General features: G+C 70.3%; 28 protein-coding genes. 17 read left to right on the top strand and 11 right to left on the bottom strand.

Annotation, left to right across the window (positions count from 1 at the left end):
• Nucleotides 1–11: 11 nt before the first annotated feature.
• The 10 genes from ACR3ZA_RS07310 to ACR3ZA_RS07265 form a co-directional block, all read right to left on the bottom strand.
• Nucleotides 12–1,229, bottom strand: coding sequence for a M24 family metallopeptidase (locus ACR3ZA_RS07310; protein WP_473661337.1), 1,218 nt, complete (start codon nt 1,227–1,229; stop codon nt 12–14).
• Nucleotides 1,226–2,254 carry an LLM class flavin-dependent oxidoreductase gene (locus ACR3ZA_RS07305; protein WP_473661336.1) on the bottom strand — a complete coding sequence of 343 codons (1,029 nt, stop codon included), beginning with the start codon at nt 2,252–2,254 and terminating at the stop codon, nt 1,226–1,228. Before ACR3ZA_RS07305 ends, ACR3ZA_RS07310 begins: the two co-directional genes overlap by 4 nt.
• Nucleotides 2,251–2,595, bottom strand: coding sequence for a TIGR04076 family protein (locus tag ACR3ZA_RS07300; protein WP_473661335.1), 345 nt, complete (start codon nt 2,593–2,595; stop codon nt 2,251–2,253). Before ACR3ZA_RS07300 ends, ACR3ZA_RS07305 begins: the two co-directional genes overlap by 4 nt.
• Nucleotides 2,592–3,836 carry an amidohydrolase family protein gene (locus ACR3ZA_RS07295; protein ID WP_473661334.1) on the bottom strand — a complete coding sequence of 415 codons (1,245 nt, stop codon included), beginning with the start codon at nt 3,834–3,836 and terminating at the stop codon, nt 2,592–2,594. The genes ACR3ZA_RS07300 and ACR3ZA_RS07295 overlap by 4 nt, the downstream gene beginning before the upstream one ends.
• Complete coding sequence (locus tag ACR3ZA_RS07290) at nt 3,833–4,735, bottom strand: ATP-binding cassette domain-containing protein (RefSeq protein WP_473661333.1); 903 nt, start codon at nt 4,733–4,735, stop codon at nt 3,833–3,835. Before ACR3ZA_RS07290 ends, ACR3ZA_RS07295 begins: the two co-directional genes overlap by 4 nt.
• The gene (locus tag ACR3ZA_RS07285; protein ID WP_473661332.1) at nt 4,732–5,544 is read right to left on the bottom strand and encodes an ATP-binding cassette domain-containing protein; all 813 of its coding nucleotides are present in this window, start codon (nt 5,542–5,544) and stop codon (nt 4,732–4,734) included. Before ACR3ZA_RS07285 ends, ACR3ZA_RS07290 begins: the two co-directional genes overlap by 4 nt.
• Before the next feature lie 2 nt (nt 5,545–5,546).
• On the bottom strand, nt 5,547–6,473 hold the full coding sequence (locus tag ACR3ZA_RS07280) for an ABC transporter permease subunit (protein ID WP_473661331.1): 927 nt from the start codon (nt 6,471–6,473) through the stop codon (nt 5,547–5,549).
• Nucleotides 6,470–7,483 (bottom strand): ABC transporter permease subunit, encoded by a 1,014-nt coding sequence (locus ACR3ZA_RS07275; protein WP_473661330.1) that lies wholly within the window; start codon nt 7,481–7,483, stop codon nt 6,470–6,472. The genes ACR3ZA_RS07280 and ACR3ZA_RS07275 overlap by 4 nt, the downstream gene beginning before the upstream one ends.
• 88 nt (nt 7,484–7,571) lie before the next feature.
• Nucleotides 7,572–9,164 (bottom strand): ABC transporter substrate-binding protein, encoded by a 1,593-nt coding sequence (locus ACR3ZA_RS07270; protein WP_473661329.1) that lies wholly within the window; start codon nt 9,162–9,164, stop codon nt 7,572–7,574.
• Between the two features lie 41 nt (nt 9,165–9,205).
• Nucleotides 9,206–9,625 (bottom strand): nuclear transport factor 2 family protein, encoded by a 420-nt coding sequence (locus ACR3ZA_RS07265; RefSeq protein ID WP_473661328.1) that lies wholly within the window; start codon nt 9,623–9,625, stop codon nt 9,206–9,208.
• Nucleotides 9,626–9,836: 211 nt separating this feature from the next.
• Here ACR3ZA_RS07265 and hpt point away from each other — a divergent pair, with 211 nt between their 5' ends.
• The 14 genes from hpt to ACR3ZA_RS07195 all read left to right on the top strand — a co-directional run bounded on the left by hpt (nt 9,837) and on the right by ACR3ZA_RS07195 (nt 21,074).
• A complete protein-coding gene (hpt, locus tag ACR3ZA_RS07260) occupies nt 9,837–10,388 on the top strand; it encodes a hypoxanthine phosphoribosyltransferase (protein ID WP_473552360.1) in 552 nt (183 codons plus the stop codon).
• Between the two features lie 106 nt (nt 10,389–10,494).
• On the top strand, nt 10,495–12,492 hold the full coding sequence (ftsH, locus tag ACR3ZA_RS07255) for an ATP-dependent zinc metalloprotease FtsH (RefSeq protein WP_473661327.1): 1,998 nt from the start codon (nt 10,495–10,497) through the stop codon (nt 12,490–12,492).
• Nucleotides 12,493–12,503: 11 nt separating this feature from the next.
• Nucleotides 12,504–13,079 (top strand): GTP cyclohydrolase I FolE, encoded by a 576-nt coding sequence (gene folE, locus ACR3ZA_RS07250; RefSeq protein WP_473661326.1) that lies wholly within the window; start codon nt 12,504–12,506, stop codon nt 13,077–13,079.
• Nucleotides 13,076–14,014 (top strand): dihydropteroate synthase, encoded by a 939-nt coding sequence (folP, locus tag ACR3ZA_RS07245; RefSeq protein ID WP_473661325.1) that lies wholly within the window; start codon nt 13,076–13,078, stop codon nt 14,012–14,014. The genes folE and folP overlap by 4 nt, the downstream gene beginning before the upstream one ends.
• Nucleotides 14,011–14,376 carry a dihydroneopterin aldolase gene (gene folB, locus ACR3ZA_RS07240; RefSeq protein ID WP_473661324.1) on the top strand — a complete coding sequence of 122 codons (366 nt, stop codon included), beginning with the start codon at nt 14,011–14,013 and terminating at the stop codon, nt 14,374–14,376. Before folP ends, folB begins: the two co-directional genes overlap by 4 nt.
• Nucleotides 14,373–14,867 (top strand): 2-amino-4-hydroxy-6-hydroxymethyldihydropteridine diphosphokinase, encoded by a 495-nt coding sequence (gene folK / locus ACR3ZA_RS07235; protein WP_473661323.1) that lies wholly within the window; start codon nt 14,373–14,375, stop codon nt 14,865–14,867. The genes folB and folK overlap by 4 nt, the downstream gene beginning before the upstream one ends.
• Complete coding sequence (locus ACR3ZA_RS07230; protein WP_473661322.1) at nt 14,864–15,337, top strand: DUF3180 family protein; 474 nt, start codon at nt 14,864–14,866, stop codon at nt 15,335–15,337. The genes folK and ACR3ZA_RS07230 overlap by 4 nt, the downstream gene beginning before the upstream one ends.
• Nucleotides 15,338–15,346: 9 nt before the next feature.
• Nucleotides 15,347–15,856 (top strand): PH domain-containing protein, encoded by a 510-nt coding sequence (locus ACR3ZA_RS07225; protein ID WP_473661321.1) that lies wholly within the window; start codon nt 15,347–15,349, stop codon nt 15,854–15,856.
• Nucleotides 15,853–17,469, top strand: coding sequence for a PH domain-containing protein (locus tag ACR3ZA_RS07220; RefSeq protein ID WP_473661320.1), 1,617 nt, complete (start codon nt 15,853–15,855; stop codon nt 17,467–17,469). The genes ACR3ZA_RS07225 and ACR3ZA_RS07220 overlap by 4 nt, the downstream gene beginning before the upstream one ends.
• Nucleotides 17,466–18,173, top strand: coding sequence for a DUF2520 domain-containing protein (locus tag ACR3ZA_RS07215; protein ID WP_473661319.1), 708 nt, complete (start codon nt 17,466–17,468; stop codon nt 18,171–18,173). Before ACR3ZA_RS07220 ends, ACR3ZA_RS07215 begins: the two co-directional genes overlap by 4 nt.
• A 46-nt stretch (nt 18,174–18,219) precedes the next feature.
• Complete coding sequence (gene panC / locus ACR3ZA_RS07210) at nt 18,220–19,059, top strand: pantoate--beta-alanine ligase (protein WP_473661318.1); 840 nt, start codon at nt 18,220–18,222, stop codon at nt 19,057–19,059.
• A 25-nt stretch (nt 19,060–19,084) separates the two neighbouring features.
• Nucleotides 19,085–20,614 carry a lysine--tRNA ligase gene (lysS, locus tag ACR3ZA_RS07205; RefSeq protein WP_473661317.1) on the top strand — a complete coding sequence of 510 codons (1,530 nt, stop codon included), beginning with the start codon at nt 19,085–19,087 and terminating at the stop codon, nt 20,612–20,614.
• Nucleotides 20,615–20,623: 9 nt separating this feature from the next.
• Nucleotides 20,624–20,761: a hypothetical protein gene (locus ACR3ZA_RS07200; protein WP_473661316.1), complete on the top strand. Its 138-nt coding sequence runs from the start codon at nt 20,624–20,626 to the stop codon at nt 20,759–20,761.
• Nucleotides 20,762–20,867: 106 nt separating this feature from the next.
• Nucleotides 20,868–21,074, top strand: coding sequence for a hypothetical protein (locus tag ACR3ZA_RS07195; RefSeq protein ID WP_473661315.1), 207 nt, complete (start codon nt 20,868–20,870; stop codon nt 21,072–21,074).
• Between the two features lie 11 nt (nt 21,075–21,085).
• On the opposite strand, the gene ACR3ZA_RS07190 is transcribed toward ACR3ZA_RS07195, so the two are convergent.
• Nucleotides 21,086–22,108, bottom strand: coding sequence for a substrate-binding domain-containing protein (locus tag ACR3ZA_RS07190; RefSeq protein WP_473661314.1), 1,023 nt, complete (start codon nt 22,106–22,108; stop codon nt 21,086–21,088).
• Between the two features lie 196 nt (nt 22,109–22,304).
• On the opposite strand from ACR3ZA_RS07190, the gene ACR3ZA_RS07185 reads away from it, so the two are divergent.
• Genes ACR3ZA_RS07185 through ACR3ZA_RS07175 form a run of 3 tightly spaced genes read left to right on the top strand, consistent with a single transcriptional unit; the run spans nt 22,305 to nt 26,115 of the window.
• Nucleotides 22,305–24,344: a beta-galactosidase gene (locus ACR3ZA_RS07185; RefSeq protein ID WP_473661313.1), complete on the top strand. Its 2,040-nt coding sequence runs from the start codon at nt 22,305–22,307 to the stop codon at nt 24,342–24,344.
• Nucleotides 24,341–25,246 (top strand): ABC transporter permease subunit, encoded by a 906-nt coding sequence (locus tag ACR3ZA_RS07180; RefSeq protein WP_473661312.1) that lies wholly within the window; start codon nt 24,341–24,343, stop codon nt 25,244–25,246. Before ACR3ZA_RS07185 ends, ACR3ZA_RS07180 begins: the two co-directional genes overlap by 4 nt.
• Nucleotides 25,243–26,115 (top strand): ABC transporter permease subunit, encoded by an 873-nt coding sequence (locus ACR3ZA_RS07175; RefSeq protein WP_473661311.1) that lies wholly within the window; start codon nt 25,243–25,245, stop codon nt 26,113–26,115. Before ACR3ZA_RS07180 ends, ACR3ZA_RS07175 begins: the two co-directional genes overlap by 4 nt.
• Nucleotides 26,116–26,164: the final 49 nt, after the last annotated feature.

Genomic DNA, 26,164 nt, shown 5'->3' with positions numbered 1-26,164 from the left:
GACCGCGGGCATCACGCGTTTGCCTTCAGGTCGTGATCGGTGGCGTTGATGTTCTCCGCGCCGGTCTCGGTGAGCAGGAACACGTCCTCGACGCGCACGCCGACGCGACCGGGGAGGAAGATGCTCGGCTCGATCGTGAACAGCATCCCCGGCTGCAGCGGCGTGGTGTCCTCGGCCGAGAGGAACGGCTCCTCGTGCACGTCGAGGCCGATGCAGTGGCCCACCCGGTGCCGGAAGCCGTCACCGTATCCGGCCTCGTCGATCACGCGACGTGCCGCCTCGTGCACCTGGCCACCGGTCGCCCCGGGCACGGCCGCCTGACGGGCCGCCTCCTGCGCGGCCATCACGATCTCATGCACCGTCACGTACTCCGCCGAGGGCTCCCCGATGTGGACGGTGCGCCCGAAGTCGCTGCAGTAGCCGCGGGTGATCGCGCCGAAGTCGAAGCTGACGCCGGTGCCCTCCGCGAGTGCATCCGTGCTGACGCGCACCGAGGCGTCGCGGCTGAGGGCGGGGCCCATGCCCCAGACGCCGGTGTCGAAGGAGGCGCCGAGCGAGCCGTGCTGCCGCATCCGCAGGTCGACCTCGGAGGCCAGTTCGATCTCGGTGATGCCCGCCACGACGTGCGGCGCGACCTCGGCCAGCACGGTGTCGACGATGCTCGCCGAGGCGCGCATCAAGGCGATCTCCTGTTCGTCCTTGATCGCCCGGATGCCGGCGAGCACGTCGTCGGCGATCACCAGATCGGCGTCGGGCCGGTGGCGGCGCAGCTCGATGCTGACCTGGGCCCAGGTGCGTCCGGTCACGGCGATGCGCTCGCTGGCCCCGGCCTCGTGCGTGCAGCTCTCGCCCGAGGGCGCGCTCGGCACGGCGACGCGACGGGCCCGGAAGTGGTCGTAGGCGCGCTGGAAGACGGCACGGCCGTCGTCGGTCTCGACCGCGGTGACGACCTCGCCGTCGACGCCGTCCGGCAGGTCGAACTCCTGGAAGTGCCGGGTCAGCACGAACAGCGGATCCTCGCCGGGGGCGAAGAACGCGCCGGAGATCCAGTGGTTCGTGTAGGCGATCGAGCCGAAGCTGGGCGCCCGGCGCGGAACCCCGGTGTAGTACTCGAAGTCCGCCTGGTCGGCCGGCAGGAAGAGCACGTCGATGCCGCGTTCGTCGAGCCGCTCCGACAGCACGCGGCGGCGGCGGCCGAAGTCGAACGGGGCGGTGGCAAGGTCGGTCATGGGCGGCTCTCCGGGGTGTCGGGGCGAAGGGAAGCGAGGGCGGGAAGCACGGCGCGACCGAGCAGGTCGATGCCTTCGCGCTCGTCGATGCCGTGCGGCGTGCCGAACTCGATGCGGTCGACCCCGGCCTCGATGAGGCCGGCGGCCTGCGCGGCGATGTCGTCCGGGGTGCCGGAGAACGCGAAGCGGTCGAGCACGTCGCGCGGAATCCACGCCCCGGCGGACGCGGCGTCACCCTGCGCGAGCGACTCGCGGACGCGCTCGAGCATGCCCTCGGGCAGGTCGACCGTCGGGTCGTAGGCGGCGATCACGTCGACGTACATCGCCACCTGGGCGCGAGCGGCGGCGCGGGCACGGTCTCCGTCGCGGTCGACGACGGTGACGGCGCCGAGCACGATGCCGACGTCGCCGGGGCGCCGCCCCGCGCGCTCGAGGCCGGGCGCCAGGCGCTGCCTCGTCACCTCGACCATCGCGGGGTTGGCGCTGCCGCCGATCTTGATCTCGTCGGCGGTCTCACCGGCCAGCGCGGCACCGCGCTCGCCCCAGGAGCCGACGAGGACCGACAGCGGGGCATCCGGGATGGTGGTGTGCAGCCCGACCCCGGGTGCGAGCGAGAAGGTGCGGCCGGCAACGCCGGAGGTGTCGCCGGACCACAGGGCGCGGATCACGGCGATCGCCTCGCGCAGCGCGCCGAGAGGTCGCTCGGGGCGCACCCCGAGGTCGTCGAGCCAGGTGCCGCGGGCGATGCCGAGGTAGGCGCGTCCCTCCGTCCGGGCGTGCAGCGCCACCGCCATGCCGGTGAGCTCGACCGGGTGGATCAGGAACGGGTTCCAGCAGGCGCAGCCGAGCCGGATCCGGTTCGTCTGCTCCGCCATCTCGAGCAGAGCCACGATCGAGGGCTGGAACCACAGATCCGAGAAGACGCTGACCCCGTCGAAGCCGAGCTCCTCCGCGTGCGCGGCGAGCTCGCCGTAGCGCCCGGGAGCCTTGTCGGTCTGCAGACCGAGCGAGATCTGCACGCTCATGTCAGGTCGTCCGCGCGCAGGTCCACTCGACGGGTGCGCTCGATGCGCATGATGAGCCGCTCCTCCGGATCCGGGCAGGCGACCTCGTTGTCCCGTTCGAGCCAGTCGCCCGCCGGAAGGTCGCGCTGCTTGGCGGGGATCAGCGGAAGCGCGGCCTGCAGCGCGTAGAGGCAGAAGTGCCCGCCCTCGGGGATGCGCAGGCGGCTGCTCTCGGTCACCTCGCACCAGTCGCCGGGTCGCATGCCGCACACCGAGCGGCCCTCGATCCGGTCGACGACGACGCGGATGTCCCACAGGCTCATGTCGCTCTCGGGCGCCGTGCCCTCGTCGGGCGCGCTCACGCGGCGGCCTCTCGCACCAGCACCCCGCGTCGGATGACGTGCTCCATCGTGCGCAGCGCGGCGGGAGCGGCGCTCGGGTCTTCGCGGGTGATGACCAGGTCGGCGTCGAACCCGACCTCGACCCGGCCGACGCTCTCGCCGAGTCCGAGCCAGGTCGCCGGGTTCATCGTCGCGGCGCGCAGAACGCCCCAGGCATCCAGACCCGCGTCGTGCATGTGCTCGAGCTCGCGCACGACGGCGGTCGTGCCCTCGAAGGGCCAGAACGGCGGCATGTCGCTGCCGAGCATGATCTCGACACCCGCGTCGAGCGCGTGGCGGAACGATTCCCGGTGGCGGATGGCGGCCTGGGCCGAGCGCTCACGCATCCAGTCGGGCACCCCCAGCTCTTCGAAGAAGGCGTCGGCGTGAGTGACGACGAGCGTCGGCACGAGTGCGGTGCCGTGCGCGGCCATCGCGCGCGCCACGTCGGCGGTGAGCTGGTAGCCGTGCTCGACGCAGTCGAGACCGAGCTCGACGGCGAGTTCGATGATGGAGGCGGGGCCGGCATGGGCGGTGACCTTGCGGCCCCAGTCATGCGCGGTGCGGATGGCGGCCGCCATCTCCTCGCGGGTCAGCTGCGGCGTCGAGATGCCCTCGTGCTCGCCGGCGATGCCGCCCGAGATCATCAGCTTGATGAGGTCGGCACCCGCTGCGACCTGGCTGCGGACGCCGCGGGTGAAGCCGACCGGGCCGTCGCACTCGATCGTGTCATCGCTGCCGTGGCCGTGCCCGCCGGTGCAGGCGAGGGCGCGGCCGGCGGTGCGGATGCTCGGTCCGAGCACGTGCCCGGCGTCGATCGCGCGGCGCAGCGCGAAGTCGAGTCCACCCTTCTCGGCGACGCAGCGCACCGTGGTGACGCCGTTGCGGAGGGTACGGGCGGCGCCGTCCGCCATGTACAGCGCGAGCTCGCCGGGGCCCATCGCCTCGACCGCCTCGCCGGCGCTCCCGGGCAGCGAGAGGCTGAAGTGGGTGTGCATGTTGATCAGGCCGGGCATCACGAAGGCGCCGTCGAGGTCGCGCACCGGCAGGTCTGCGATCGCGGCCTGGCCGGTGAGCGCGGCGTCGTCGGCGATCTCGCTGATCACGCCGTCGCGGATGAGGATCGTCTGGTCGGCGGTCAGCCGCGACTCGGCGACGTCGACGACGGTCGCGCCGCGCAGCACCAGGTCGGCGCGGGTCGGATACGACACCGCGACGCTCATCGCGGCACCCCGCTGTCGCGCAGCGCCTCGGCGGCGACGAAGTGACCGGCCCCCAGGTCGATGAGCTCGGCGCCCTCCGGGTCCTCGCTGCGCGAGGTGATGCGCTCCGACGGGGAGGCATCCGGCAGTGTCGCCGTGCGGCCGAGTCGCGGGATCGCGCCCATCAGCGTGCGGGTGTACGGGTGCGCGGGCGATCCCCACACCGCGTTGGTCGGGCCGAGCTCGACGATCCGGCCGAAGTACATGACGGCGATGCGATCGGCGATCATGCGCAGGCCCGAAAGGTCGTGCGAGATCATCAGCACCCCCGCGCCGCCGGCGGTCGCCGTCGTCGAGATGAGCTGCGAGACCTGCGCCCGCGTGGAGGCGTCGAGGGCCGAGACCGGCTCGTCGGCGACCACCAGCCGCGGCTGCACGGCCAGCGCACGGGCGATCGCGATGCGCTGTCGCTGGCCGCCCGAGAACTGGTGCGGGTAGCGCGTCGCGCTCGAGGCGGGCATGTCGACGGTGGCGAGCAGATCGTCGATCAGCTCGCGGCTGGAGGTGCGGCCCCCGGCGACGATCGCCTCGGCGAGCTGGCGCTGGATGCTGCGCCGCGGGTTCAACGAGGAGTACGGGTCCTGGAAGATCATCTGCACGACGCGATCGGCCCGCGGGCGGGCGCGGCGGCCCAGCGGCGGCAGCTCGCGGCCGTCGAGCGAGACCGAGCCGGAGGTGAGACGGTGCAGACCGACGATCGCGCGACCGAGCGAGCTCTTGCCGCAGCCGGACTCGCCGACCAGTCCGACGACTTCGCCCGCGCCGACGGTGAGCGAGACCCCGTCGACGGCGCGCACGGTCGGGCGGCCCGGCACGTGGTACTCGAGGACGGCATCGCGCACGTCGAGACGATCGGTCATCGGAGGTCCTCTCCTTCGCTCGCGGCGGCGCCGAAGTCGGCGGCGGGAGGCAGCGCCTCGACGAGCATTCGCGTGTACGGGTCCTGAGGGTCCGCGAGGACATCCCGGCAGTCGCCGGACTCGACGACCTTGCCGTTGCGCATCACGACGAGGCGGTCGGCGAGCACGTTCATCACCGCCAGGTCGTGCGTGATGAACAGGATCGCGGCATCGGTCTCGCTTCGGAGGTCGCTCAGCAGTCGCAGGATCCCGGCCTGCACGGTCACGTCGAGTGCGGTCGTGATCTCGTCGGCGACGATGATCTCGGGCTCGCAGGCGAGCGCCGCGGCGATTGCGATCCGCTGTCGCATGCCGCCCGAGAAGCGGTGCGGGTAGGAGCGCAGGGCACGTTCCGGGTCGGGGATGCGCACCAGCTCGAGCAGCTCCAGCGCGCGGGCGCGGGCCTGCTTCTTGGTGACCGAGCGGTGCACGAGCTGGTGCTCGGTGAGCTGGCGCTCGATCGTGAGCATGGGGTGCAGCGAGGTCATCGGGTCCTGGAAGACCATCGCCACCCGGTTGCCGCGCAGCCGCTGCAGCTGGGAGGCGCTCATGGCGAGCGTGTCCTCGCCGTCGACCAGCACCTCGCCGGTCGCCGTCGCGCCGTGCGGCAGGAACCCGAGGGTGGTGAGCGCGGTGAGCGTCTTGCCGCTGCCGCTCTCGCCGGCGAGTCCGAGGATCTCGCCCGTCGAGACCGTCAGATCGACGCCGTCGACGAGCTGTCGCCCGCCGAGCGTGATGTGCAGGTCGCGGATGTCCAGAAGAGTGCTCACGGTCACAGCTCCGCGTTCGTGACGGCCCGGTTCGAGCGGGGATCGAGGGCGTCGCGCAGGGCGTCGCCGAGGAAGTTGAAGGCGAGCACGACCGTGAAGATCGCCAAGCCCGGGAACAGGGCGACCCAGTAGTTGTAGAACGCCCGCGAGCCGTCGGCGACCATCGAGCCCCACTCCGGCGTCGGGGGAACCGCGCCGAGGCCGAGGAAGCTGAGGCCCGAGAGCAGCAGGATCGCGTTGCCGAGTTCGAGGGTGGCGACGACCAGGATCGGCCCGAGCACGTTCGGGGCGACGTCGCGCAGCAGGATACGGGCGGGCGAGGCGCCGAGCAGTCGCGCGGCGGCGATGTAGTTCTGGTCGCGGATGCCGAGCACGAGGGATCGGGTGACACGCGCGTAGGCGGGCCAGGACACCACGACGATCGCGGCGACCGCGTTGAGCAGCGACGGGCCGAGCGCGGCCGAGACGGCCATGGCGAGCACGATCGCGGGGAACGAGAAGAACAGGTCGACGATGCGCATCAGGAATCCGTCGAGCCAGCCGCCGACGTAGCCCGCCACGGCGCCGATGGTGGAGCCGATCGCGAGCGAGATCGCGACCAGGATGACCGCGACGGGGAGCGAGATGCGAGCTCCGGCGATCACTCGCGACAGGATGTCGCGGCCGACGCCATCGGTGCCGAACAGGTGCTCCGCCGAGGGAGCCTGGTAGCGCTCGAAGTCCTGCGCGAGCGCGTCGAACGGAGCGATCCACGGTCCGAAGATCACGATGACCGCCCAGAAGGCGATGACCACCATGCCGATGACGGCGAGCGGCCGACGCCAGGCGCGCGGCAGCGAGAGTCGGGGCCGCCACCAGGCGCGGCGGGCCTGATCGACGACGTCGCCGGGCGAGAGCTCGGGGGACGGGGGTGCGGGGTGAGTGCTCATGCGCGGCGGATCCTCGGGTCGACCGTGCCGTACAGCACGTCAATGACGAAGTTCACGATGATGTAGATCAACGCGACGAAGATGGTGACGCCGACGATGGCGTCGAGGTCGAGCGTCGTCGCCGAGCGGTAGGCGTAGGAGCCGATGCCCGGCCAGGCGAAGATCTGCTCGACGAGGACGGTGCCGGCCAGCAGCGAGGCGAAGGCGGTGCCGAGGATCGTCAGCACCGGCACGAGCGCGCCGCGCAGCACGTGGCCGAAGATGACCTGGCGGCGCGGAAGGCCCTTCGCCTCGGCGGCACGCACGTACTCCTGACTGAGCACGTCGAGCACGGAGGCGCGGGTGAAGCGCGTGAACAGCCCGACCATCGGAGCGGCGAGCACGACCGCCGGCAGGATCAAGTGGGTCATGGCCTGACCGGCGAGCGCGACGTCGCCGGCCGCGAGCGCGTCGAAGGTGTAGAAGCCGGTGATGGTGGGCGGCGGGACCTGGCCCGCATCCAGGCGCCCGGAGCTCGGGAGCCAGCGCAGGCTGGTCGCGAAGATGGAGGTCGCGATGAGCGCGAGCCAGAAGAGGGGGACCGAGACGCCGCCGAGGCTGACCGCGCGCAGCGTGTTGTCGATCCAGGTGTTGCTGCGCATCGCGGAGAGGATGCCGAGGCTGCCGCCGACGAGCACGGCGATGATGGTGGCGGTGAGGGCGAGCTCCGCGGAGGCGGGGCCGAACTGGGCGAGGTCGTCCAGCACCGCGTGACCGGTCTGCTGGGACGTGCCGAGGTCGCCCTGGAACATGTTGCCGACGTAGATGAGGAACTGCTGCCACAGCGGCTTGTCGAGGCCGAGTTCGGCGCGCAGACTCGCCACGAGCTCCGCGTTGGCCGCGGCCTGCTCGCCGAGTCGAGCGGTGAGCGGATCGCCGGGAAGAACGGCGGTCAAGAGGAACGCGACGACAACGGTGCCGATCACGAGGAAGACGCTCGCGCCGAGGCGCCGCGCGGTGAAGGCGAGCATGGCGCCTCCTCCCTTCGTCTGTGGCGGTGCAGCGGGGGCCGGGGAGACCGTGCCAGACGGACTCCCCGACCCCCGCGCCCAGGGGTGGTTACTTGCCGATCGCGGCGATGTCCAGGAGGAACACCGGGTCGAACGGAACGGCCCCGACGGCGGCGGTCGCAACGACCGACGCGGCAGGCTGGAACAACGGAATGATGACACCTTCCGCGTTCATCAGCTCCTGGTACTCGATGAACAGGCTCTCGCGAGTGTCAGCATCGGTGGTCGTCTCGATCTCCTCCATGAGGGTCTCGAGCTCCGAGTTGCTGCCTTCGCTCCAGCCGGCGCGAAGACCGACGATGCCGCCCGGGCCGAAGACCAGGTAGTCAGCCGAGTCCGGGTAGTCCGGGCTCCAGAGCCAGAGGCCCATCTCCTCGGTGCCGGCGCGGTAGTTCTCCAGGGTGGTCGAGACCGGGCCGGGGGCCAGGTTCACGGTGATGCCGACCTCGGCGAGCTGCGCGGCGACACGCTCGGCGACGGGGCCGAAGCTGATGCCGGAGACGGCGATGTCGCTCGGGTACTCGAGCGAGACGGTGACGTCGCCACCGAGGCGCTCGACGGCAGCGCTGGCGCGCTCCACGTCGCGCTCGACGGCCGACTCCGCGCCGAGGGCGCCGAGGTAGGTGTTCGGCACGACACCGTAGGCAAGGGCGGCGTCCTCACCGGCGAGCTCCAGCAGAGCGTCGCGGTCGAGTCCGTACCAGACGGCCTCGCGGAAGTCATCGCTCGAGGTGAGCTCCGAGATCTCCGAGTTCGCGTTGGCGAACAGGAAGAAGAACGTCGGCGAGCTCGAGGTCGAGACGATCAGGTCGGAGTTGCCTTCGATCGCGGAGAGCTGGTCGCTTCCGAGGTCGAGCGCGAGGTGAGCGGTTCCGGACTGGATGTCCATCAGCTGCGCCTCCGCGGCGGCGTTGCGCACCACGACGCGGTCGTAGGCGGGAGCCTCACCCCAGTACTCGGGGTTGGCGACCAGCACGACCTCGGTCGTCACGTCGAAGGACTCGATCGTGTACGGACCGCTTCCGGCCGAGGCCGAGTCGAGGTAGGCCTGCGCGGTGTCGGTGTCGACGGCGTCCTCGGCATCCGAGCCGCCGTTCTCGATGACGACGGCGCTGTTCACGATGCCGAGCGTGGCGCTCGTCAGGATCGCGGGCACCGCGGTGTTCGAGGCCTCCGAGGTCACGACGACGGTGCTCTCATCCGGCGCCTCGACGCTCAGGCCGGTCATCAGAAACGAGCCGTTGCCCTGGACGTTCTTGGCGCGGTTCAGCGAGAACACGACGTCGGCCGAGGTCAGCGGGGTGCCGTCCGAGAAGGTGACGCCGTCACGCAGCGTGAACGTGTAGACGGTCGCGTCGTCGTTCACCTCGTAGGACTCGGCGAGACTCGGCTGCGGGGTGGTGGAGTCGCCGTCCTCGAAGGTCAGCAGGCTGTCGTAGACCGCGTGCAGCACGATGTTGCCGGTGGTCTCGAACATGCGGGCGGGATCGGCGGTGACCAAGTCGAAGGACTTGTCGACCACCAGGGTCTCGGGCTGTGCGCTCGTGTCGTCGGACGACGTGCTGGCGCAGCCCGTGGCGACCAGCGCGACGGCGGCGACAAGCGCGCCGGCGCCGATCAGGCGGGAGCGGAACGAATTCACGGGGTGGATCCTTTCGTGTGCTGGATAGGGGTGGTGCAGGTTCAGGCGGCAGGAGCTGCCGGGGGCAGAACGTCTTCGTGGTTGTGCACGACGAGCCAGCGGCCGTCGCGACGCTCCCAGACACCGGTGTTGCGCACGCGCTCCGGCGGCGTCGACGGGTCCTCGAAGACGACCTCGAAGGTGTGCCGGCAGAGTGCGTAGTCGCCGGCGACGGTGATGAGCGGCTCGGAGGTGTCGATGCGGCTCACCCGCGTGGTCTCGGTGGGCACGGGTCGCGTGTCGCGGAGGGCGTCGAGACCGTCGCGACCGATCACGAGCGGCTCGTGCTCGGTGTCCCACAGAGTGACGTCGGGTGCGATGTGGCTGTTCGAGCGCTCGCGGTCGCCGCTGAGGTAGCAGTCGTACATGTCCTTCACGGCCGCCCAGATGGCGGCGGCGTCGGCCTCAGGGTCATGATGCATGGGAAATGGTCAACTCTCGTCAAGGGACTTGGTATCCGAACGATAGCCCGATCATCGCTTATGAAAAGTCAAAACCTGTTTCGGGAATGTAAACGTTCGCTAAGAACCCCTTTTCTCTTTACAATTGTGCAACGCTTCGACCTAACGCCGCCGGCCTGTGGCGACCCCGGCTCGGGCCACGCGGTCGCCGGTGCGTGGCTAGGCTCGACGCATGGACACGAGTGACATCGAAGGCGACCTGACCGAGGTTCTTTTCACCGAGGAAGAGATCCACGCCAAGATCGCCGAACTGAGTCGTCGGATCGAACTCGACTATGCGGGTAAGAAGCCGCTGCTGATCGGCGTGCTGAAGGGCGCCGTCATGGTCATGGCCGACCTCGCGCGCGAACTCAAGATCGACGTCGAGATGGACTGGATGGCCGTCAGCTCCTACGGCAACAGCACCGAGTCGAGTGGCGTCGTCCGCATCGTCAAAGACCTCGACACCGACCTCGCGGGTCGCGACGTGCTCATCGTCGAGGACATCGTCGACTCGGGCCTCACCCTCTCTTGGCTGCGGGCGAACCTCGAGAGCCGCAACCCGGCCTCGCTCGAGATCCTCGCGCTGCTGCGCAAGCCCGAGGCGGCCAAGGTCGAGATCGACGCCAAGTACGTCGGTTTCGAGATCCCGAACGCGTTCGTCATCGGCTACGGGCTCGACTTCGCCGAGCGCTACCGCAACCTCCGCGCGATCGGCGTGCTCGCCCCGCACGTGTACTCCTGACTGGGGTCAGCTTCCGGCGAACATCCAGCGCCCGCCCCGAAAGCGCGCGATAGCCTGACAGTCTGTATTCCTCGAAAGGGAGGCGACGGGCTTCGCCCGCTACACCATGGACCTCAAGCGCTTCTTTCGCGGGCCGATCATCTACATCCTCTTGGGGATCGGCGCGATCGCACTGGCCTTCTCCCTGCTCGGAAACACCGGCTTTCAGCAGATCACGACCCAGGAGGGCATGAAGCTCCTCCAGGGCTCGACGGTCGATGAGGTCAAGATCGTCGACGGCGAGCAGCGCGTCGACCTGACTCTCAGCACCGACTTCGACGGCAACGGCACCCTCGTGCAGTTCTATTACGTCGAGGCGCGCGCCGATGAGGTCGTCGCGGCGGTCAACGACCTGAGCGGCGCCGAGTACACCGACGAGGTTCCGCAGACCAACGTCTTCCTCAGCGCACTCGGCTTCATCCTCCCGTTCCTGCTCATCGGTCTGCTGTTCTGGTTCCTGTGGTCGGGCATGCAGGGCGGCGGCAACCGCGTCATGCAGTTCGGCAAGTCGAAGGCGAAGCTCGTCTCCAAGGAGACGCCGCAGGTCACCTTCGCCGACGTCGCCGGCGCCGAGGAGGCCGTGGAGGAGCTGCACGAGATCAAGGACTTCCTGCAGGACCCGTCGAAGTTCCAGGCGGTCGGCGCGCGCATCCCCAAGGGCGTGCTGCTCTACGGCCCTCCCGGAACCGGAAAGACCCTGCTCGCTCGCGCCGTCGCCGGTGAGGCGGGCGTGCCGTTCTACTCGATCTCGGGATCCGACTTCGTCGAGATGTTCGTCGGCGTCGGCGCGAGCCGCGTGCGCGACCTGTTCGAGCAGGCCAAGCAGAACAGCCCGGCGATCATCTTCGTCGACGAGATCGATGCCGTCGGTCGCCACCGCGGCGCCGGCATGGGCGGCGGCCACGACGAGCGCGAGCAGACCCTCAACCAGCTGCTGGTCGAGATGGACGGCTTCGACCCGAAGACCAACGTCATCCTGATCGCGGCGACCAACCGTCCCGACATCCTCGACCCGGCGCTGCTGCGCCCGGGCCGCTTCGACCGCCAGATCGGCGTCGACGCTCCCGACCTCAAGGGCCGCGAGAAGATCCTCACCGTCCACGCCGCCGGCAAGCCGATGGCGCAGGGCGTCGACCTCGAGGTGCTCGCGCGCAAGACCCCCGGCTTCACCGGTGCCGACCTCGCGAACGTGCTCAACGAGGCGGCCCTGCTGACCGCGCGCAGCAACGCGCAGCTGATCGACAACCGGGCGCTGGATGAGGCGGTCGACCGCGTGATGGCCGGTCCGCAGCGTCGCACCCGCGTCATGAAGGACAAGGAGAAGCTGATCACGGCGTATCACGAGGGCGGCCACGCCCTCGCCGCCGCCGCGATGCGTCACACCGACCCGGTGACCAAGGTCACCATCCTGCCGCGCGGTCGCGCCCTCGGCTACACGATGGTGCTGCCGCTGGAAGACAAGTACTCGGTCACCCGCAATGAGCTGCTCGACCAGCTCGCCTACGCGATGGGAGGCCGCGTCGCCGAGGAGATCGTGTTCCACGACCCCACCACCGGCGCCTCCAACGACATCGAGAAGGCGACCGGCATCGCCCGCAAGATGGTCACCGAGTACGGCATGAGCGCCGACATCGGCGCGGTCAAGCTCGGCGCCAGCAGCGGCGAGGTGTTCCTCGGTCGCGACATGGGCCACCAGCGCGACTACTCCGAGGAGATCGCCGAGAAGGTCGACCTCGAGGTGCGCAAGCTCATCGACCAGGCGCACGACGAGGCGTGGAAGGTGCTCAACGACAACCGCGACATCCTCGACAACCTCGCCAAGGAGCTGCTCGAGAAGGAGACGCTCGACCACAACCAGCTGGCCGAGATCTTCGCCGAGGTCAAGCGCCTCGACGAGCGTCCGCTGTGGCTGTCGAGCGCCGACCGCCCGCTGAGCGACCTCCCGCCGATCGAGGTGCCCGGAAAGGCCGCGATCGACGCGGACGCCGCCGATGGTGCGGTCGAGAGCACGCCGAAGCGCCGTGCGCCGAGGCCGCGCAAGAACCCCGGCATCGCGACGGCGTGAGGCCCGCGCCGATGCCGATTGATGGACCGCGCATCGAGGCTGCGGTGACAGAGCTCCTGTCGGCGATCGGCGAAGATCCGGCGCGTCCCGGCCTCGTCGGAACGCCCCGCCACGTCGCCGACGCGTTCGCCGAGTTCTTCGCCGGCGTCGGCGGCGACGCCGCCGCGCCGCTGCGTGACACCGTGGCGCTCGACGCGCAGCAGACGGGGGAGCTCGTCATGCTGCGCGACATCGCGTTCCGCTCGATCTGCGAGCATCACCTGCTGCCGTTCTCGGGTGTCGCGCATGTCGCCTACCTGCCGGTCGACCGGGCCGTCGGCCTGGGGCGCCTCGTCCAGTCGCTTGAGGTGCTCGCGGCCCGGCCGCAGCTGCAGGAGCGACTCGGCGACGAGCTGGCCGACACGATCGATGCTGCGCTGGCCCCGCGCGGGGTGCTGGTGGTGCTGGATGCGCGCCACGAGTGCGTGGCGGCCCGCGGCCCGCGTCAGTCGGGCTCCACCACCGTCACCGTCGCCGCGCGCGGCGAGCTCGCCGACCCGGCAGCGCACGCGGGCGTGCTCGCCCTCATCGGAGGGGGAGCCGCATGACCGTGATCATGGGCATTCTGAACGTCACACCCGATTCATTCAGCGACGGAGGCAAGTACGTCGACCCGGAGGCGGCTCTCGACCACGCGCTCGCGCTGCGTGACGCGGGGGCTGCCGTCGTCGATGTCGGCGGCGAGTCGACCCGACCCGGCAGCGAGCCTGTCGGTGCCGAGGAGGAGCAGCGTCGCGTGCTCCCCGTCATCGAGGCGCTCGTCGCGCGCGGTGTTCCGGTGAGCGTCGACACGCGTCGTGCCAGCACGGCCCGGGAGGCCGTCGAGGCCGGGGCCGTCATGGTCAATGACGTCTCGGGAGGGCTTGCCGACCCGGACATGCCGCGCACGATCGCCGAGACCGGCGTCGTCTATGTCGCGATGCACTCGCGCGGCCCCGCCGCGACGCCCGCCGAGTACCGCGACGTCGTGAGCGAGGTGCGCACCGAGCTGAAGGACCGCATCGCCGCCCTGATCGTGGCGGGGGTCGATCCCGAGCGCGTCGTCATCGACCCCGGGCTCGGATTCTCGAAGAACGCGGTGGAGAACTGGGCGCTGCTGCGCGCGCTGCCGGAGTTCGGCACGCTCGGCCACCGCATCCTCGTCGGAGCCTCGCGCAAACGGTTCCTCGGCGAGTTCTTCCCGGAGCAGGCCGCGGTCGAGCTGCGCGACGTTCCGACGGCGGTCGTGAGTGCGCTCGCCGCGCAGGCGGGCGCCTGGGCGGTGCGCGTGCACGATGTCGCGGGCACGCGGCTCGCGCTCGACGTCGTCGAATCCTGGAACGGCGCTCCGGCCACCCGCGTTCTGCGCGGCGGTCGCGTCGACGAGGCGGCGTCCGTCGAGTCGACGGATCGGCAGTCGGAGCAGGACGAGCTCGAGGCGGGGTCCGCGCAGACGGACTCGGAGCGCCTCGATTCCGCCGAGGGGTCGGAGGCGCAGGAGTGAGCGGCGACCGCATCCGACTGGAGGGCCTGCGGGCGCGCGCGCACCACGGCGTCTTCGCGCACGAGCGCGAGCAGGGCCAGGAGTTCGTCATCGATGTGACCGTCTGGCTGCCGCTCGGCGCCGCCGCCGCCCACGACGAGCTCGCGCAGACGGTCCACTACGGCGAGCTTGCCGAGGCGGTCGTCGCCGCCGTCGAACGCGATCCCGTCGACCTGATCGAGACCGTCGCGGAGCGCGTCGCCGACACGGCCCTCGCCTTCGAGCGGGTGCGCCGGGTCGAGGTCACCGTGCACAAGCCGGAAGCGCCGATCACGGTGCCGTTCGCCGACGTGAGCGTCACGATCGAGCGGGAGCGCGCGTGACCGCCGCGGGCCCTGCCGTCATCGCGCTCGGCAGCAACCTGGGGGATCGCGAGGCGATCTTCGCCGCGGCGCTGCGGGAGATCGCGGAGACGCCCGGCATCGAGCTCGAGGCGATCTCGAGCTTCCACGAGACACCCGCCCTGCGCCCGTGGGGCATCGACCCGAGCGCCCCCGCCTATCTCAACGCGGTCGCGCTGGTGTCGACGACGCTCGGCCCGGAGGAGCTGCTCGACCGCCTCAACGCGGTGGAGCGCGCGCACGGTCGCGTGCGCGACGAGCGCTGGGGCGATCGCACCCTCGACCTCGACATCGTCGCCATGGGGGAGCGCACGCAGCAGACGGAGCGCGTGACGCTGCCGCATCCGCGCGCGCACGAGCGCGACTTCGTGCTGCGGCCGTGGCTGGAGATCGCCCCGGATGCGGTGCTGCCCGGCCACGGCGCCGTGCGCGACCTGGTCGCCGCACTCGACGCGGGGGAGGGCCGCTCGTGAAGCGCACCGCGCCGGTAACCCTGCTCGTGCTCGCGCTCGTCGCCGGGGCGGGCGGCTACCTCGTGCAGCGGGCGCTCGCCGCGGCGAGCCTGGTCAAGATCCGGCCCGAGTACACGCTCTCGTTCTCGCTGGTCATCATCGCCGTGCTCGTCGTGCTGCTCGCGGTGCCGATCTGGCAGGCGACGCACGCCGAGGTGCGGCGCCCGGTCGATCCGTTCCGAGCCACCCGCGTGGTCGTGTTCGCGAAGGCGAGCGCCTACCTGGGGGCCGGCCTGCTCGGGGTGGGGGCCGGATTCCTCGTCGAGGTTCTCACTCGGACGGTCGCGCCGGAGCTGGACACGGTGCTGCGCGTCGTGGCCATGCTGCTGGCGAGCATCGCGCTCCTGGTGGCGGGCCTCGTGGCCGAGCATCTGTGCACCGTGCCGCCCGACAGTGACGATGATCGTGACGGGCCCGCACCCGCGCGATAGCGTGGGTTCGTGACTGACGCAACGCAGGACTCCCCGTCGACTCGACTCGAACCGGTGGCGGGTGAGTGGCAGCGTGTCTCGCCCAAGTACCTCGTCGTCGATCTGGTGGGAACCCTCATCGGCGGTGCGGTGCTGACCGTCGGCACCGGACTCCCCTGGTTCTTCTCGCAACTGCCCTGGCTCGCCGCGATCCCGATCACGGTCGGAGCGATCGCCCTGCTCACGGTCGCGTTCACCCCGCGTCGCGTGCGCTCGATCGGCTATCAGCTGCGCGATGACGACCTGCTGTTCCGTCGGGGTCTCATGTTTCAGCGCTTCGTCGCCGTGCCCTACGGCCGGATGCAGCTCGTCGACATCAACCGGGGTCCGCTCGACCGCGGGCTCGGCCTCGCCGAGCTGAAGCTGGTGACCGCGGCGGCATCGAGCAACATCACGATTCCGGGGCTGCCCGAGCCCGACGCCGAGGCGCTGCGCGATCACCTCGTCGCCGTCGCCGAGTCGCGTCGCGCCGGACTGTGAACGCGCGCGGTCGAGCCCGCGACGGGCGCGAAGACTTCCTCGACGGCGAGTGGCACCGGCTGCACCCGGCGACGCCGTTCCTTCGCGGCGGGGTGGCGCTCATCGCGATCTTCGCCTTCGTCATCGCGAACCTCCGCGAGCAGTTCTTCGAATCGATCATTCCGGGGATCGTCGGCGTCCCAGGGCGCGGCGATGACGACCCGATCGGCTTCGTCGTCGAGCAGGGCTATCTCGTGTTCGCCCTGCTCGGGGTGGCAGCGCTGCTCCTGGTGCTGATCGCCGGCTTCTATCTCTCCTGGCGCATGCACAGCTTCCGCATCACCGACGAGGTCGTCGAGGTCCGCAGCGGTGTCATCTTCCGCACCAACCGCAAGGGGCGCCTCGACCGCATCCAGGGCATCAACATCACCCGGCCGGTCATCGCCCGGCTGTTCGGCGCGGCGAAGCTCGAGGTGAATGTCGCCGGGCAGGACGCGAACGTGCAGCTGTACTACCTCGGCAGCGCGACCGCGGATGCGCTGCGCGCCGAGATCCTGCGCCTCGCCTCGGGCGTGCGCGGCGTCGCCATCGACGGCGTCGCGCCCGCGGCCGCGCCCCCTGCCGGACCGGAGGCCGAAAACGCGAACGCGAGTCTGCTCGACCGGCGGCTCGCCGAGTTGACCGCCCCGGAGCTGGATCCGCAGCTCGCGGAGCCCGAGTCGATCGTCGCGATGCCGATCGGCCGGGTGATCGGCTCCTCCGCCCTCAGCGGTGGCCTGGTGCTGTTCATCCTGCTGGCGATCCTCGCGGGGGTCGGCGCCGTGCTCGGCATCGTCGTCGGCGGGGACCTGTGGGTGCTGCCGGCGCTCGGGCCCGTGCTGCTCGGCTTCATCCCCGGCCTGATCGCCGTCGGCTCGTACTCGATCAGCCGGCTGGTGAAGTCGCTGCGGTTCACGGTCGCCTCCACCCCCGACGGCGTGCGAATCGGCTACGGGCTGCTGTCGACCACCAACGAGACGCTGCCGCCGGGGCGCATCCACTCGATCTCGATCTCTCAGCCCCTGCTGTGGCGCCCCTTCGACTGGTGGGAGGTCAAGGTCAACCGGGCCGGAACCTCGTCTGCGCAGGGCGCGGGCGGACGCCAGAACACCACGATCCTGCCCGTCGGACCGCGCTCCGATGCCTTCCGGGTGCTCCAACTGGTGCTGCCGAGCCTGGAGGCTCCGGAGGTCGCGTCCCGCGTCTCGGCGGGTCTCGACCGCGGAACTCCCGACGATGGTTACACCACGTCCCCCCGCCGCGCGGCGGTGCTGCGCTGGTTCTCGTGGCGCCGCAACGGCTTCGCGCTGCTTCCCGACGCGGTGCTCGTGCGACGCGGCGCGATCTGGCGCGAACTGGTGATCGTTCCCGCGGCCCGCATGCAGAGCGTCGCGGTCACCCAGGGCCCGCTCGCGCGTCGCCTGCGCCTGGCCGTCGTGCAGCCGCACACCGTCACCGGTCCGATCTCCGCCCGACTGGGCGCGATCGACCGTGAGGATGCGGCGCGGTTCTTCCGCGACGTCGCGGCGCTCGGCGTCGCGGCCGCCGAACGCGACCGCAGCCACCACTGGCGCGCCGCCGGGGACGGCGCGTGACCGCGTCGGCGCGTGACGGGCGTCTCGGCGTCGGCATCGTCGGGGCCGGGCGGGTCGGCCCCGTGCTGGGCGTCGCCCTCGGCGGGGCGGGCCACGCCCTGGTCGGGGTGAGCGCGGTCTCGGAGACCAGTCGCGACCGCGCCGAGGCGATGCTGCCCCGCGTGCCGGTGCTCACCGTCCCCGAGATCGTCGAACGCAGCGAGCTCGTGCTGCTGGCCGTGCCCGAGGGGGAGCTGCCCGATCTGGTGGCCGGTCTGGCCGCGGTCGGGGCGTGGCAGCCCGGGCAGCTCGTCGTGCACACCGCCCCCGGGCTCGGCATCGGAGTGCTCGCGCCCGCGCTGCAGGCGGGGGCGATTCCGCTCGCGATCCACCCGGCGATGGCCTTCACCGGCACCAGCCTCGACCTGATCCGGCTGCGGGAGTCCTGGTGCGCCGTCACCGCGCCCGCCCCGGTGCTTCCCATCGCCCAGGCGCTCGTCGTCGAGATGGGGGCCGAACCCGTGGTGATCGCCGAGAAGGATCGCGCCGCCTACGCGGAGGCGATCGCGACGGCGAGCGAGTTCTCGACGGCGATCGTCGGCCAGGCCGTCGGCATCCTGCGCGAGATCGGCATCGACAACCCGGGACGGGTGCTCGGCTCGGTGGTGCGCTCGAGCGTCGAGAACGCCCTGCAGGCGGCATCGGGCGACGACGAGCCCCGGTAGCATCGGGGATGCACGTCGGGCTGCCCCCGGCTCAGGGAGGTTCACCGTGACGAGGCCCGTCGTGATCGAGACGATCGCCGCGCTCCGCGACGCACTCGCCGGACGCGAGGTCGCGCTGGTGCCGACGATGGGCGCCCTGCACGAGGGGCACCTGGAGCTCGTCGCCGAAGCGACCCGGCAGGCCGAGACCGTCGTGGTCTCGATCTTCGTCAACCCGATGCAGTTCGGGCAGAGCGAAGACCTCACCCGGTACCCGCGCGACCTGGAGAGCGACCTCGACACGCTTGCGCCGCACGGTGTCGCCTACGTGTTCGCGCCGAGCGCGGAGGAGATGTACCCGGACGGCGCGACCACCACCCGCGTCACGGGCGGCAGCGTCGCGGGCATGTTCGAGGGCCGGTCGCGCCCCGGCCACTTCGACGGCGTGCTCACCGTCGTCGCCAAGCTCCTCGGCATCGTGCGCCCCGCCGTGGCGGTGTTCGGCCAGAAGGACGCGCAGCAGCTGTTCCTCGTTCAGCGAATGGTCGCCGACCTGAACATCGCCACCCGGATCGTGCCCGTCGAGACCGTGCGCGCCGACGACGGACTCGCGCTCTCCAGCCGCAACCGCTTCCTCAACGCCGAAGAGCGCCACGCGGCGAAGGCGCTGCCGCGCGCGCTCGAAGCCGCCTCCTCGGCCGGCGATCGGGGAATCGACGCGGTGCTGGCCGCATCCCAGTCGGTGCTCATGGATGAAGACCTCGTTAAGCTGGACTACCTGAAGGTCGTCGATCCGGCGACCTTCCTCCCCGTGGATGACAACTTCCGCGGCCCGGCGCGCGTGCTGATCGCCGCGCAGGTCGGGTCGACCCGGCTGATCGACAACGACGCCATCTACCTCAACTGACCGTGACGCTTCTCAGGAGATCTTTGTGACAGACGTGAGCCCTGCGGGGCCCGAGCCGGCTGCCGGCGCAGAAACTCCGGAGAACGGTGCCGAGGAGATCGCCGAGCAGAAGGCGGTCCGTCTGGCCAAGCGCGAGCGGATGCTCGCCGAGGGCGGTGAGGCCTACCCGGTCGTGCTGCCGATCACCCACACCATCGGCGAGGTGCGCGCGCAGTTCCCCGAGCTCGAGGCCGACACCTCGACCGGCGTGACGGTCGGCGTCGCCGGCCGCATCGTGCACCTGCGGAACACCGGCAAGCTGTGCTTCGCGGCGCTGCAGGCGGGCGACGGCAGTCGCATCCAGGCCATGGTCTCGCTCGCCGAGGTCGGCGAGGAGGCGCTGGCCAGCTGGAAGGAGCTCGTCGACCTGGGCGACCACGTCTTCGTCGCGGGTGAGGTGATCTCGAGCCGCCGCGGTGAGCTCAGCGTCATGGCGAGCGAGTGGAAGATGGCCGCGAAAGCGATCCTGCCGCTGCCGAACCTGCACTCCGAGCTCAGCGAAGAGACCCGCGTGCGTCGGCGCTATCTCGACCTCATCGCGCGCGAGCAGGCGCGCACCACGGTCATCGCCCGCGCCACCACGGTCCAGAGCCTGCGCCAGACGTTCGCGAGCCACGGCTTCCTCGAGGTCGAGACCCCGATGCTGCAGACGATCCACGGCGGCGCCGCGGCCCGCCCCTTCGTCACGCATTCGAACGCGTTCGACACCGAGCTGTTCCTGCGCATCGCGCCCGAGCTGTTCCTGAAGCGCGCCGTCGTCGGCGGGCTCGAGCGCGTGTTCGAGATCAACCGCAACTTCCGCAACGAGGGCGCCGACTCCACGCACAGCCCCGAGTTCGCGATGCTCGAGGCCTACCAGGCCTACGGCGACTATCAGCGGATGGCCGACCTGACGCAGGAGCTCATCCAGAACGCGGCCATCGCCGTCTCCGGCTCCACGACCGTGACCTGGGCCGATGGCACCGAGTTCGACCTCGGCGGCGAGTGGGAGCGGATGCCGATGTACGCCTCGCTCTCGGAGGCGGCCGGCGTCGAGATCACCCCGGAGACCCCGCTTGCCGAGCTCGCGGCGCTCGCCGAGAAGGTCGAGGTGGAGGTGAAGCTCCCCACTCACGGCAAGTATGTCGAGGAGCTGTGGGAGCACTTCGTGAAGGGCTCGCTCGAGCGCCCCACCTTCGTGATGGACTTCCCCGTCGACACCTCGCCGCTCGTGCGCGCGCACCGCGACACCCCGGGCGTCGTCGAGAAGTGGGACCTGTACGTGCGCGGCTTCGAGCTGGCCACCGGCTACTCCGAGCTCGTCGACCCGGTCATCCAGCGCGAGCGCTTCGTCGAGCAGGCCACCCAGGCCGCGCGCGGCGACGTCGAGGCGATGCGCCTGGACGAGGAGTTCCTGCGTGCTCTCGAGCACGGCATGCCGCCGACCATGGGCATGGGAATGGGGATCGACCGGCTGCTGATGGCGATCACCGGTCTCGGCATCCGCGAAACCATCCTGTTCCCGCTGGTCAAGTAGGGTTCCTCCATGAGCAACCTGCCCCCGCAGCCCGGCGGCGAGAAGCCGAAGATCACGTTCGGCCGCATCGCGATCTGGGTGATCGTCGCGGGCATCGGCCTGTACCTGATCATCACCGGCGTCGTCGGCATCATCGCCAAGGGCTGACGTGGACCGACGCACCTCCCGGTTCGTGATGTACGCGGGTCTCGTGGTGATCCTGGTCGTCATCGCCGTCGCCTCGGCTCTCGGTTTCGGCGCGTAGGCTGGAGCCATGCCGACCGAGTACTGGGCCAACGCGATCTACAGTGTGATCCCGACGCTGCTGTTCGGGCTCGTGTTCTGGTTCGTCTTTCGCGCCATCTTCCGCGCCGACCGCAGCGAGCGCGCCTTCGCCGCCAAGATCGAGGCCGAAGAGCGCGCCAAGTTCGAGGCGGAGCGCGCCGCGAAGCTCGACGACGAGCGCGCCGCGCAGGCCTGATTCGCCACCGCTCAGGCGGAGCCGCGCCACTTGATCTCGGTCGGCAGCATCGTGCCGATGCTCGCCGGGGTGGTGCCGTCGACCAGGTCGAGCACGACCGAGGCAGCTTCGCGCCCGAGCAGGTCGGCGGGCTGGCGGACGGTCGAGAGCTGGGGCTGGCAGCGCTGGGCCCAGTCGGAGTCATCGAACCCGACGATGCCCACGTCCTCGGGCACTCGTCGTCCGTGCTCGCGCAGCACGTCCATGGCGCCCGCGGCCATCGCGTCCGAGGCGGCGACGACGCCGTCGAGATCGGGGGCGCTGGCGATCAGCTCGCGCATGGCGGCGACGCCATCGGCGCGCGAGTAGAGGGGGACCTCGACGACGAGCTCGGGGTCGAAGCGGTCCCCGAGGGCGTCCTTGAACCCGGCGAGCCGTTCGCTTCCCGAGTCGCGGTCGAGCGCGGCGGCCAGCATCCCGATTCGCCGTCGGCCGGTGTCCATCAGGCGGCGGGTGATCTCGCGCGCCGCGCCGCGATTGTCGATGCCCACGTAGGGCAGGTCGGTCGCGGTCGCGGGATGCCCGACGAAGACCGCGGGAAGCCCGATCTGCGTGATCGCGGCGGTGATGGGGTCGTGTTCGCGCGCCGAGACGATCACCGCGCCGTCGACGAATCCGCCGCGCAGATACTCGGCGATCCGGCTGCTGTCGCGATCCGAGCCGATGATGAGGCAGACGAGCTGGTAGTCGGCTTCGGAGAGCCGTTCGTTGGTGCCGAGCAGGATCGCGCCGATGTTGGGGTCTTCGAGGAAGACCGAGTGCGGTTCGTGCACGATCAGCGCGATGGCGCGGGAGCGCTGGGTGACGAGATTGCGTGCGGCCGTGTTGCGCACGTAGCCGACCTTGGCGATGGCCTTCTCGATCGCCTCGCGGGCGGCGTCGGAGACGTAGGGCTCCCCATTGAGCACGCGGGAGACGGTGCCGCGAGACACATTGGCTTCGGCCGCGACGTCGAAGATCGTCGCGCGACGCGGTCGATCTCCGGGGGTGCTCATGCGCCCATGCTACTGGTCGCACAGCCCCGGTTTTCCGGGGCTGTGTTCGTGCACAGTCGGGCAAAGCTGTTGACACCTGTCGGCACGTGTGTCTAGTCTGTGCACGTTCCCAGAAAACCTCAGGGGATCGGCCGCCGCGGCTTCTGTGCACGTTCACAGAACGCCGGGCGATGGAGGACTGCCAAAGGAGGCACGCGTGACCACTCGCCCCGCTGCTCACGCATCCGCGTGGTCGCCGGACTCCCTTCTTCTGGGATGCGACTACAACCCGGAGCAGTGGTCCGACGAGGTGTGGGCCGAGGACATCGCGCTGATGCGCGCGGCCGGCGTCGGTCTCGTCGCCATCAACATCTTCGGCTGGGCGCAGCTCGAGCCACGCGAAGGCGAGTTCGACTTCCGCGACCTCGACACCATCATGGGGATGCTTCACGAGGCCGGCATCGCCGTCAACCTGGGCACCGGCACCGCCTCCGCGCCCGCGTGGCTCACCCGTCGACACCCCGAGATCCTGCCCGTCGTCGCCGACGGAACCACGCGCTGGCCCGGCGGGCGTCAGGCCTGGTGCCCGAGTTCACCTGCGTTCCGCACCGCCGCCTTCCGCCTCGTCGAACGCGTTGCCGCCCGGTACGGCGACCACCCGGCGCTGGCGCTCTGGCACGTGTCGAACGAACTCGGCTGCCACAACGCGCACTGCTACTGCGACGTGTCCGCCGCGGCCTTCCGGCGCTGGCTCCAAACCCGCTACGCGACGCTCGAGGCGCTCAACGACGCCTGGGGCACCGCGTTCTGGAGCCAGCGCTACGGCGACTGGGAGGAGATCCTCCCGCCGCGCATGACGCTGTCGGCGGGCAACCCTGCCCAACGGCTCGACTTCGCCCGCTTCAGCTCCGACGAGCTGCTCGACTACTACCGCGGCGAGGCCGACATTCTGCGCGCCGCCAGCGACCGGCCCGTCACCACTAACTTCATGGTCACCGCCCACATCCGCAGTCAGGACTACTGGCGCTGGGCCGACGAGATGGATGTCGTCGCCAACGACCACTACCTCGACCACCGGCTGCCGGATCCGACGATGGAGCTGTCATTCGCCGCCGACCTCACGCGGGGGCTGGCGAAGGGCGCGCCCTGGATGCTGATGGAGCAGGCGACGAGCGCCGTCAGCTGGCAGCCGTACAACGTGGCCAAGCGCCCCGGTGAGCTGCTGCGCAACTCGATGTCGCATGTCGCCCGCGGTGCCGACAGCATCTGCTTCTTCCAGTGGCGCGCTTCGCGCAAGGGCGCCGAGAAGTTCCACTCCGCGCTGCTGCCCCACGCGGGAACGGACTCCGCCGTCTGGCGCGAGACGCTCGAACTCGGCGAGACGCTCGGCAAGCTCGGCGAGCTCGCGGGAACGCGCGTCGAGTCGCAGGCGGCGCTCGTGTTCAGCTGGGAGTCGTGGTGGGCCGCCGAAGGCGACTCGCAGCCCTCCTCGGCGGTGCGCTACCTGGAGCAGGTGCACGCCGCGTACGCCGCGCTGCGCGCCGCCGGCGTCACCGTCGACATCGTCGAGCCGGGCGCCTCGCTCGACGGCTACGCCCTCGTCGTCGCCCCCTGCCTCTACCTCGTTGACGACGAGGCGGCGCAGGTCATCCGCGACTTCGCCGAGACGGGCGGAACGGTGCTGCTGACCTTCTTCTCCGGGATCGTCGACGAAGACGACGGCATCCGGCTGGACCCGAGCGGCGCGACACCGCCCGGGGCCTTCCCGCAGCTGATCGGGGCGTGGACGGAGCAGTTCTTCCCACTGCTGCCGGAGCAGGCCGTGCGGCTCAGCGACGGCGCGACCGCGTCGATCTGGACCGAGAAGGTTCGCGTGACGACGGCCGAGCCGATGGCGCAATTCGCCGACGGTCCCGTCGCAGGCTCCCCGGCGGTCACCCGCAATCGAGTCGGGGACGGCGCTGCGTGGTACCTGGCCACGGCCCTGAATGAGCCGGACTACGCCGCCCTGATGGCCCGGATCGTCGATGAAGCCGGTGTCGACCGCGTCGACGTGCCGGCGGGCGTCGAGGTCGTGACACGCTCCAACGGTGTCGCGCGCTACCGACTTGTCATCAATCACACCGACTCGGTCGTGACGCTGCCCGCGTCCGGCGTCGAGCTGCTCCGCGGTGACGCCCTCGCCGGCGACCTGGCCGTGCCCGCCGGCGAGGTGCGCGTGGTGCGCGAGCCTGTCGAAGGAGGAAGTGCCTCATGACCGCCATGACCGCCGTGCGACCCCGTCGCACCAGGACGGCGAAGTCGATGCGCGCGGCGATCGTGTTCTTCGTCGCCCCGTTCGGCATCCTGTTCTCGCTGTTCTACGTAATCCCCATCGGCTACGCGGTGTACCAGTCGCTGCTCACCGTGGAGCGCGAGGGAACCTTCGGCAAGGCCACGGAGGTGTTCGGCGGACTCACGCAGTACATCCGCGTCTTCCAGGATGAGGCGTTCTGGGCCTCGATCCTCCGCGTTCTCACCTTCGGCATCGTGCAGGTGCCCATCATGCTCGGGCTGGCGCTGCTCCTCGCGCTGCTCCTCGACTCCCCCTTGGTCGCCGGCAAACGGTTCTTCCGGCTCGCTTTCTTCGCTCCCTATGCGGTTCCGGGAGTCGTTGCGGCGATCATGTGGGGCTTCCTCTACTCGCCCAAGCTGTCGCCGTTCACGGCGATCACCAGCGAGATCGACTTCCTCGGCGCCGACCTGGTGCTGTGGGCGATCGCGAACGTCGTGACGTGGGTGTACGTCGGCTACAACATGCTGATCATCTATTCGGCGCTGCTGTCGATCCCGACGGAGATCTACGAGGCGGCCCGATTGGACGGGGCGTCGCAGGCGCGCATCGCCTGGTCGATCAAGATCCCGCTGGTGTTCCCGGCGATCACGCTCACGGCGATCTTCTCGATCATCGGCACCCTGCAGCTGCTGGCCGAGCCGCAGGTGTTCAAGAGCTTCACCTCGTCGGTCACCAGCACGTTCACCCCGAACCTCACGATCTACTCGACGGCGGCGATCCCCAACGTCAACCTGGCGGCTGCGTTCTCGGTCGTGCTCGCACTCTTCACCTTCGCCCTGTCCTTCGGGGTTCTGAAGCTCACCCAACGGAGGGCCAACTCATGAGCGCCGCCGCATCCACCCGCGCCCGTGGCCCGCGCGAGAGCCTGTTCTCTCGCGCCGGCGCCATGCTCATCATGGCGATCTGCACCTTCTACTTCCTGGTGCCGATCTGGTGGCTCTTCGTCGCCTCCACCAAAGACCGCAGCGACTTCACGTCGACCAACCCGCTCTGGTTCGGCGACTTCAATCTGTTCGAGAACGTGGCGGCGATCGCCGACTACCGTGGCGGCGTCTTCTTCCAGTGGATGCTCAACAGCGTTCTGTACGCGGGGGCCGGTGCCGCCTTCGCCACGCTGTTCGCCTCCATGGCGGGCTACGCGCTCGCGAAGTACCGGTTCCGCGGTCGCGAAGCGTTCTTCAACGTGGTGCTCGGCGGCGTGCTTGTCCCGGCCACCGCGCTCGCGCTGCCGCTGTTCCTGCTGTTCAGCCAGGTCGGGGCGACCAACACCTTCTGGTCTGTCTTCCTGCCGAGCCTGGTGAGCCCCTTCGGCGTCTACCTCGCGCGCATCTACGCCGCCTCCAGCGTTCCGGATGAGATCGTCGAAGCCGCCCGGATCGACGGGGCCGGGGAGGCGCGCACCTTCTTCACCGTCGCGACCCGGCTGATGGCGCCCGCGATGGTGACGATCTTCCTGTTCCAGTTCGTCACCATCTGGAACAACTTCTTCCTCCCGCTGATCATGCTGCGCGACGAGGGGCTGTTCCCGGTGACCCTCGGACTCTACGTCTGGAACAGCCAGGTCAGCCAGATTCCCGAGATCCGCGCCTTCGTCATCGTCGGCGCGCTGCTCTCGATCATTCCGCTCATCATCGCCTTCCTCGGTCTGCAGCGCTTCTGGCGCAGCGGGCTCGGGTCGGGAGGCCTGAAGTGAGCGGCATCGAGAACCCCCCGCGAGCGTGCTCGCCCGGGTCCCTTGCACC

It is taken from the genome of Herbiconiux sp. J20-20, from assembly GCF_057365085.1.
This window is presented reverse-complemented; position numbering and strand designations above follow the sequence as displayed.